Origin of the sequence: Phenylobacterium sp. (genome assembly GCF_044371015.1) — a bacterium.
Taxonomy (GTDB): domain Bacteria; phylum Pseudomonadota; class Alphaproteobacteria; order Caulobacterales; family Caulobacteraceae; genus Phenylobacterium.
Window position 1 is genome coordinate 1 of sequence record NZ_JBILUK010000165.1, and the last position, 7,079, is coordinate 7,079.

Annotated in this window: 8 protein-coding genes; 6 read left to right on the top strand and 2 right to left on the bottom strand. The window is 67.6% G+C overall.

From position 1 onward, the window contains the following. From ACIQ3R_RS12975 to ACIQ3R_RS13000, 6 genes are all read left to right on the top strand, one after another. On the top strand, positions 1–579 hold a 579-nt coding region (locus tag ACIQ3R_RS12975), incomplete at its 5' end, for a DsbA family protein (protein WP_397419144.1). Positions 580–652: 73 nt separating this feature from the next. Then, positions 653–2,134, top strand: coding sequence for an FAD-dependent oxidoreductase (locus tag ACIQ3R_RS12980; RefSeq protein ID WP_397419146.1), 1,482 nt, complete (start codon positions 653–655; stop codon positions 2,132–2,134). Positions 2,135–2,193: 59 nt separating this feature from the next. Then, the gene (ribH, locus tag ACIQ3R_RS12985; protein WP_397419148.1) at positions 2,194–2,658 is read left to right on the top strand and encodes a 6,7-dimethyl-8-ribityllumazine synthase; all 465 of its coding nucleotides are present in this window, start codon (positions 2,194–2,196) and stop codon (positions 2,656–2,658) included. Further along, positions 2,655–3,101, top strand: a complete 447-nt coding sequence (gene nusB, locus ACIQ3R_RS12990) for a transcription antitermination factor NusB (protein WP_397419150.1) — start codon at positions 2,655–2,657, stop codon at positions 3,099–3,101. The genes ribH and nusB overlap by 4 nt, the downstream gene beginning before the upstream one ends. Further along, the gene (gene thiL, locus ACIQ3R_RS12995) at positions 3,085–4,038 is read left to right on the top strand and encodes a thiamine-phosphate kinase (RefSeq protein WP_397419152.1); all 954 of its coding nucleotides are present in this window, start codon (positions 3,085–3,087) and stop codon (positions 4,036–4,038) included. The genes nusB and thiL overlap by 17 nt, the downstream gene beginning before the upstream one ends. Before the next feature lie 15 nt (positions 4,039–4,053). Further along, a complete protein-coding gene (locus tag ACIQ3R_RS13000) occupies positions 4,054–5,325 on the top strand; it encodes a sulfatase (protein WP_397419154.1) in 1,272 nt (423 codons plus the stop codon). A gap of 4 nt (positions 5,326–5,329) precedes the next feature. Here the strand turns inward: ACIQ3R_RS13000 and ACIQ3R_RS13005 are convergent, their stop codons facing one another. Together ACIQ3R_RS13005 and ACIQ3R_RS13010 are read right to left on the bottom strand one after the other, a co-directional pair. Continuing rightward, the gene (locus tag ACIQ3R_RS13005) at positions 5,330–6,070 is read right to left on the bottom strand and encodes an HAD family hydrolase (RefSeq protein WP_397419156.1); all 741 of its coding nucleotides are present in this window, start codon (positions 6,068–6,070) and stop codon (positions 5,330–5,332) included. After that, a complete protein-coding gene (locus ACIQ3R_RS13010) occupies positions 6,067–7,017 on the bottom strand; it encodes a retroviral-like aspartic protease family protein (protein WP_397419158.1) in 951 nt (316 codons plus the stop codon). Before ACIQ3R_RS13010 ends, ACIQ3R_RS13005 begins: the two co-directional genes overlap by 4 nt. Positions 7,018–7,079: the final 62 nt, after the last annotated feature.

Here is a 7,079-nt window from a genome sequence, read left to right on the forward strand (position 1 = left end):
ATGCTTGAGCAGGCTCGGGCTCGGGCCTCGGATATCGAGCGCTATCGCGAGCAGCTGGAGCGGGATCCACGCGACTTTGTGGTGAACCCGAACGGCGCGTTCACCCTGGTGCAGTTCTTCGACTACCGTTGCGGCTACTGCAAGGTCGTCGCGCCTGAGATCCTCAAGCTCGCGCGTGAAAATCCAGACGTCCGGGTTGTCTTCAAGGAGTTTCCGATCTTCGGCGCCGCATCCGACAGCGCCGCCCGGATCGCTCTTACGCCCCAGGTCAAAGCCAAGGGGGTCGATCTTCATCAGGCCATGATGGCCGATCGAGGACTGGATGAGGCCGCCCTGGACGCCCACCTTCGACGGGTGGGCCTTGATCCCGCCGCTGTCCGACGGGCCGCAAGCAGCCCCGGCATTGCGGCGCAGATCCAGGAGACCCGCCTGCTGGCCCAGGCCCTGGGCCTGGAAGGAACGCCGGCCTTCATCGTCGGCGACTATCTGATCCCTGGCGCCGACATGAACGCCGTGCGGGCCGCATTGGCTCGGGTTCGAGCCGGGGGCTTGAAGAAGCCGCCTTCCGCGCCGACCTGATCTGTTGAGGAGCGGCCCCGACGTCAATCGGAGGCTCTGCTAAGAGGGTGCCCGCGATGTTGAGGAGTCTGGGATGAATGAGCGCGTGCTGGTGATCGGCGCGGGAATGGCGGGGCTCTGGACCGCCATGGCCTTGTCAGGCTCCGGCCGGGAAATCACCCTCCTGGAGCGCGATCCTCCACCGCCGGAAGGCGGTCCGGATGCGGCGTTCGAAAGCTGGCGGCGACGCGGCGTAGGCCACCTCAGACACAGCCACGCCTTCCTGGCCCGGCTGCGAACTCTGGTCCGCGACGAACATCCGGGCCTCCTCAAGGCCCTGCTTGACGGGGGATGCCGGGAGCTCGGCTTCGAGGGCGGGCTCACCCCCGCCCACAAGGCCAACTATACGCCCAAGCCCATCGATGCTGATCTCGCTATCCTGACCAGCCGGCGGACGACGCTGGAAACCACCATGCGCAGCTATGTGGAGGGCCTGCCGGGCGTCGCGATCCGGGGTGAAACCTATGTCGAGGATCTGGCGATTGTGACGGGCGCGCCGTCACGGGTCACCGGCGTGCGGCTTGAGGACGGAACGGTTCTGGAGGCCGACATCGTCGTTGATGCTGCGGGGCGCAATTCCCAGGCCTTCGAGAGGCTGGCCGGCCTCGGCGTGGCGATACCGGAAACGTCCGAGGCCTGCGGGGTCATTTACTTCACGCGACACTATCGACTGAACCCGGGTCAAACAGAGCCGCCACGCGGCAAGGCCGGCACGACAGGGGACCTGGGCTACCTGAAGTTCGGCGTCTTCCCGGCCGATAACGGGTGTTTTTCGATCACGCTCTGTGTTCCTGAGGTCGAGGAGGCCCTGCGGTCGGCGATCGTCAATCCTGAGACCTTCGACGCCATTTGCCGTCAACTGCCTGGACTGGACCCTTGGGTCGATCCGGCGACCGCGACGCCGACCAGCAAGGTGTTCGGCATGGGCATGCTTGAGAGCCGCTGGCGCGACCTGGCTCACGAGGGGCGGCCCGCGATCGAGGGCTTCTTCGCGGTCGGCGACAGTGTGGTGCGGACCAACCCGCTTTATGGCCGCGGTTGTTCATTCGCAGCGGTCAGCGCCTATCTGCTGCGGGACGCTCTCGCGGCCGCCAGCCTGCCGGGCGCGCGCCTGCTGGTCTATCGGGACAGCCTGGAGCGTGAGTTGCGCCCCTACTACGAGGCGATGCGCAAAGCCGATCGCTCGGCCATCCGCCGCGCCGAGGCGGTCTTGACGCCGGGCCACAAGCCTTCCGTGCGCGGTCGCCTGGCGCGCAGCTTCCTTGAGGATGGCGTCGCCATCGCCATGCGCCAGGATGTCGAACTGCTGCGGGAGTTTCTGCGTGGGTTCCACATGTTGGAGCATCCGGACGCGTGGCTGAAACGCCCGGCCAACCTCGCGAAGATCGCGCGGGTGTGGGCGCGCGGGCGCAAACGCAACGCCGAACTGTATCCGGCAAAGGGCGGCCCGGAGCGCGAAGAGATGTTCCAGCGGGTCGGGGTCTCGGCCACGGCGGACCTGCGCGCGGCGGCTTGAAGCCGTTGGGCGCGCGAGACGTCCTTTCATCGTGCGGCCACAGGCTCTAAGGACGCGCGATGACTGATGAGCCGATCCGCATCCTGATCGTCGAAGCGCGCTTCTATGACGATCTCGCAGACGCCCTGCTGGAGGGCGCGACCTCAGCGCTGGCCGCGTACGGGGCGGAGTACGACGTTGTGACCGTGCCGGGCGCGCTCGAGATTCCCGGCGCCATCGCCCTCGCCGACGAGGCGGGGCGCAGTCCAACCGGGCGGGCCTACGACGGATACGTCGCGCTGGGCGTCGTCATCCGGGGCGAGACCTACCACTTCGAGATCGTCTCCAACGAAAGTGCGCGGGGGATCATGGATCTGGCCACCGGCAAACGCCTCTGCATCGGCAATGGCATCCTGACCACCGAGGACGACGAGCAGGCCTGGGCGCGGGCGCGGATCAGCGAGGGCGACAAGGGCGGCGGCGCGGCCCGCGCCGCGCTGACGATGGTGGCGCTTCGACGGCAGCTGTCGGGCGGCGCGCGGTGAGCGGCCGGACGGCCCGGTCGGTAGCGCGGCTGGCCGCCGTGCAGGCGTTGTACCAGATGGAGGTGGCCGCCGCGGGCGTTGAGGGCGTGATCCGCGAGTTCAGCGAACACCGCTTTGACCGGGACATCGACGGCGTCACCCTGGCCTCGGCGGACGAGGCGTTCTTCGCGGATTTGGTCCGCGGCGTTGTGGCGGTGCAGACGAGCGTCGACCAGGCGGTTGTGCGGCGGTTGGCGGAGGGCTGGAAGCTCGACCGGCTGGACGCGACGGTGCGCGCGATCCTCAGGGCGGGCGCGTTTGAGCTGGCGCATCGTCCGGATGTGCCGACCGAGGTGGTGATCGACGAGTATGTCGAGGTGGCCAAGAGCTTCTTCGAGGGAACCGAGCCCGGGTTCGTGAACGGGGCGCTCGATGCGGTGGCGCGTGATGTCCGACCCGGCTGACCGGCTGGATGAATTTGGCGATATCGCGCGGCTGTTCCGGCCGCTGACGCGGGGAGCGCCGGGCGCGCTGGGCTTGCTGGACGATGCAGCCCTGATCCCGGAGGCGCCGGGGTTTGATCTGGTGATCACCAAGGACGCCATCGTGGCGGGCGTGCATTTCCTGGCCGATGAGGCATGGGACCTGATCGGCGCTCGGTTGGCGGACGTGAATGCATCCGACCTTGCGGCCAAGGGCGCCGAACCCTTTGCCGCGCTGCTGGCGGTGGCTTGGCCGCACGGCGCAGGGCGCGCCGACCGTGAGGGCTTTGCGCGCGGCCTGGGCGCGGCGCTGGCCCGCACTGGGGTTGCACTGATCGGCGGAGATACGGTTGCGACTCCGGGTCCCTTCGTCGCCAGCCTGACGCTGTTGGGGCGGGTTCCGACGGGACGGATGGTGCAACGCGCGGGCGCCCGGCCAGGCGACCGGCTGATGGTTTCCGGCGTGATCGGCGAGGCGGGTCTGGGCCTGAGAGCCGCGCGTGGCCTGATCGATGATCCGACAGGGGCCTTGGAAGCCCGCTATCGACGACCCCGCGCGCGGCTCGACCTCTGCGGCTTGATACGCGACCACGCCAGCGCCGCAGCGGACGTATCCGACGGCCTGATCGCGGATGCCGGGCACATCGCCCGGGCGAGCGGCGTCGGGTTGCGCCTGGACCTCGCGGCAGCGCCCCTTTCACCTGCGGCGCGGAGGTGGCTGGCCGCCCAGCCGGATCGCGCCGCGGCCCTTTTGGACCTGGCCTCCGCCGGTGATGACTACGAGATCGTGGCGACCGCCGCCTCGGCCTTGCCGGGCTTCACCGTGATCGGCGAGGTTGTGACCGGCGAGGGCCTGCATGTGACCTGCGATGGCCGGGAGGTCGAGGCTGGACCGGGCGGCTGGCGTCATGGCGGCTAGAAAGGACACCTGGGCATGAAGCGACCCAACATCATCGTAATCCTGGCGGATGACCTGGGTTATGGGGACATCGGCTGTGACGGCGGGCGCTTCATCCGCACGCCGAATCTGGACGCGCTGGCCCAGGAGGGTGTTCGACTCACCGACTTTTACGCCTCGGCCAATGTCTGCACCCCGTCGCGCGCCGGACTGATGACGGGTCGCTACGCGATACGCTCGGGCCTGGCGCACGAGGTGCTGCAGCCGCCAGACACCAAGGGCCTGCCGCTGAGCGAGATCACCATCCCCAAGGCGTTGAAGCCGGACTACGCGACCGCGCTGATCGGCAAGTGGCACCTGGGTCACGTGGCGCCGCACTGGCCGCCGATGGTCTATGGCTTCGACGAATTTCATGGCGTGCCCTACAGCCACGATATGCGCCCGTTGGCGCTCTATGACGGCGTCGGCGACGACCTCTCCGCCCATGACGGAAAGGTGGATGTTTCACGGCTGACCCAACGGTTCTTCCAGGACGCCCTGACGTTCGCCGAAGCCAACAAGGACCGTCCGTTCTTCGTGCTGTTGGCGCTGACCGCGCCACACATTCCGCTGGTGGCCAATCCGGATGACGTTACCGAGTCTCCGGCCGGGCTCTATGGCGACATCGTCGAGGAAATCGACGTCAATGTCGGGCGTTTGATGGCGCGGCTGGAGGCGCTGGGCATCGCCGACGACACACTGGTGGTGTTCACCTCCGACAACGGCCCCTGGTTCGAGGGCTCCTCGGGCCCGTTCCGGGATCGGAAGGGCGGTTCGGCCTGGGACGGAGGGTTCCGTGTGCCGAGCCTGTGGCGCTGGCCCAACGGACTGCCGGCGGGCCGCGTGGAGAACGGACTGGCCAGCAACCTCGATATCCTGCCGACGGTGTTGGGGTTCGCCGGCCTGCCGCTGCCGGACACTGAGTTGGATGGACGCGACATCGGGCCGATGCTGAGAGGCGAGGGGCCCTCGCCGCACGACGAGATCCTGCTGTTCAACAACAACCATGTGGCCGGTCTCCGAACGGAGCGCTGGAAGCTGGTGGCGCGCTCCTACTACCGGACCTATGACGCGCCGCTGGACCAGTTGCCGCTGCTGTTCGACATGGCGGCCGACCCGGGTGAGACCTACAGCCTCGCCGCGCGGCATCCCGAGGTGCTGACCGACATGCGCGCGCGGATCCATCGGGCGCGGGAAAAGTACGAACCGATCGCTCAGCAGTTTCCCAGGCACGTGGCGCCGGCCAGCGCGGCGGATCACCCGGACTGACCGTCTACCTCCGCCCGGATCGGATCAGGGGGGCGATCTGATCGAGCCTGTGAATGATGTGATCGGGCCTGCAGTCCGTGTCGGCCGGCAGGCCCTGTACGAAGCCGTCGCACCAGATCGCGGTCATGCCGAGACGCTGGGGCGCACGGACCTCCCACTCCAGATCATCGCCGACCACCCAGGTTTCGGTGATCCCGACACCAAGTGACTCGGCAGCGTGGTGGTAAGCGCGGGGCTCCGGCTTGCCGAAGCCCATCTCACCCTCGATCTGGATGTGATCAAACCACGGAGCGAGATTGAAGCGTTCGATCTTGGCGCGCTGGCCCGGACCGTCGCCATTGGTGATCAGGCCCAGCCGCAGGTCGAGGTTCCGCAGGCTCTGGAGCCCTTCAAGGGCGCCTGGAAACAGGGTCGTCATCGCTTCGCGGGTGGCGCTGAACCGGTCGGCGAAGGCGTCGGCGAATTGCGGCGAGAGGCCCTCCAAAGACTCGAAGACTTCGCGAACCACGCCCCGGCGGGCGGCTGCAACTCCGAAGCGCGCGACCTTGTGGCGTGCGGGATCTGACCAGAACGCCCTGAACGCAAGCTCGAGGCGCTGGGAAAGCTCATGCGGATCGTGGCCGTTGAGCGCACCCGCAAGGTCGAGCGCCACCTGGCGCAGGATGTCGGGGCGCCGGGCCCCGCCCAGGATGGTGTCATCCATATCTATGAGCACCGCGCGCGGCGGCCCGATCGACAGGCTCACACGTATTCGAAGCGAACGCGGGAGCGACCGAAGTCGAGCGCCACCTGTTCGAACTGGCTCAAGAGGTCGATGCCGAGTACGAGCGCGGGCGTGTCCTTCAGATTCCAGATGTCGAACACATGCATGTCGACACAGGACACCTGGACGTTGCCCAGATGCAGCCCGCCGAGCCGCAGGAACGGGAGGAATACCGTCTCGCCGGTGAACACCTCTCCGGCCAGCGTCTCCATCCGCACGCTGCCCGGGGCTTCGATGCGGCCCTTCTTGGCTTCCTCAGCGCGGACAATGTCGCGGAGCTTGGTGTTGCACAGCGTGCCCTGCGCGCCGGAGTCGATGATGGCGCTGATCCGTCGACCGCCGAGATCGGCGTCGACGATGGTGAGCTGACCATGACGGCGGCGGGCCGGGACCACCACCACCCTTCCGGGCTCGGACTCATCCTCGCGGGACTTTGTGATCTCCATGCGGTTGTTCTTGAAGTCGAGCGTCAACCGCTGACCTTTGAGCCAGTCCACCCCCAGCACGCCATCCACCTCCATGCCCTTGATCGGAAGGGCGGGCGCGCGGACCTTTCGGCGGATGCGAGGGCCGATCTGGAGTTGATCCAGCGTCACCATCGGCCTCTGGCGCACGCCCACGACGGTGTGCACCGCCATGGTCTCGGTCGACTCGAGGTTCAGCCGTTCGACGAGTGTGTTGGAGACGCAGCTGATGTTGGCGCCGGTATCCAGCAGGAAGCTGAAGGGGCCCTGGCCGTTGACCGACACCGGAGCGAGCATGTGCTCGTAGCGGGACTCCTCAAGCGGGAGATCGGTCGTAGGGCCGTCTTCGTCCGGCATTTCGATGGCGGACGTCGGATTGGTCTCGGCGGAGGCCCTGGCGAGGGGGGCTGCCGCGGCGCCGGCGGCCATCAGGCCCAGTGCGGCCTCTCGGCGGGTCGTGGTCATGTTCGGGCGTTCCTCCGCAAGGTGGACACATCCCCATGTGCAGAGCGGTTAGTAGCATCGTT

What these genes read in the sequence shown, in the direction of transcription:
- ACIQ3R_RS13000 (WP_397419154.1), top strand. Translation starts at nt 4,054, where the DNA reads ATGAAGCGACCCAACATCATCGTAATCCTGGCGGATGACCTGGGTTAT.
- ACIQ3R_RS13010 (WP_397419158.1), bottom strand. Translation starts at nt 7,017, where the DNA reads ATGACCACGACCCGCCGAGAGGCCGCACTGGGCCTGATGGCCGCCGGC.
- thiL (WP_397419152.1), top strand. Translation starts at nt 3,085, where the DNA reads ATGTCCGACCCGGCTGACCGGCTGGATGAATTTGGCGATATCGCGCGG.
- ACIQ3R_RS12980 (WP_397419146.1), top strand. Translation starts at nt 653, where the DNA reads ATGAATGAGCGCGTGCTGGTGATCGGCGCGGGAATGGCGGGGCTCTGG.
- ribH (WP_397419148.1), top strand. Translation starts at nt 2,194, where the DNA reads ATGACTGATGAGCCGATCCGCATCCTGATCGTCGAAGCGCGCTTCTAT.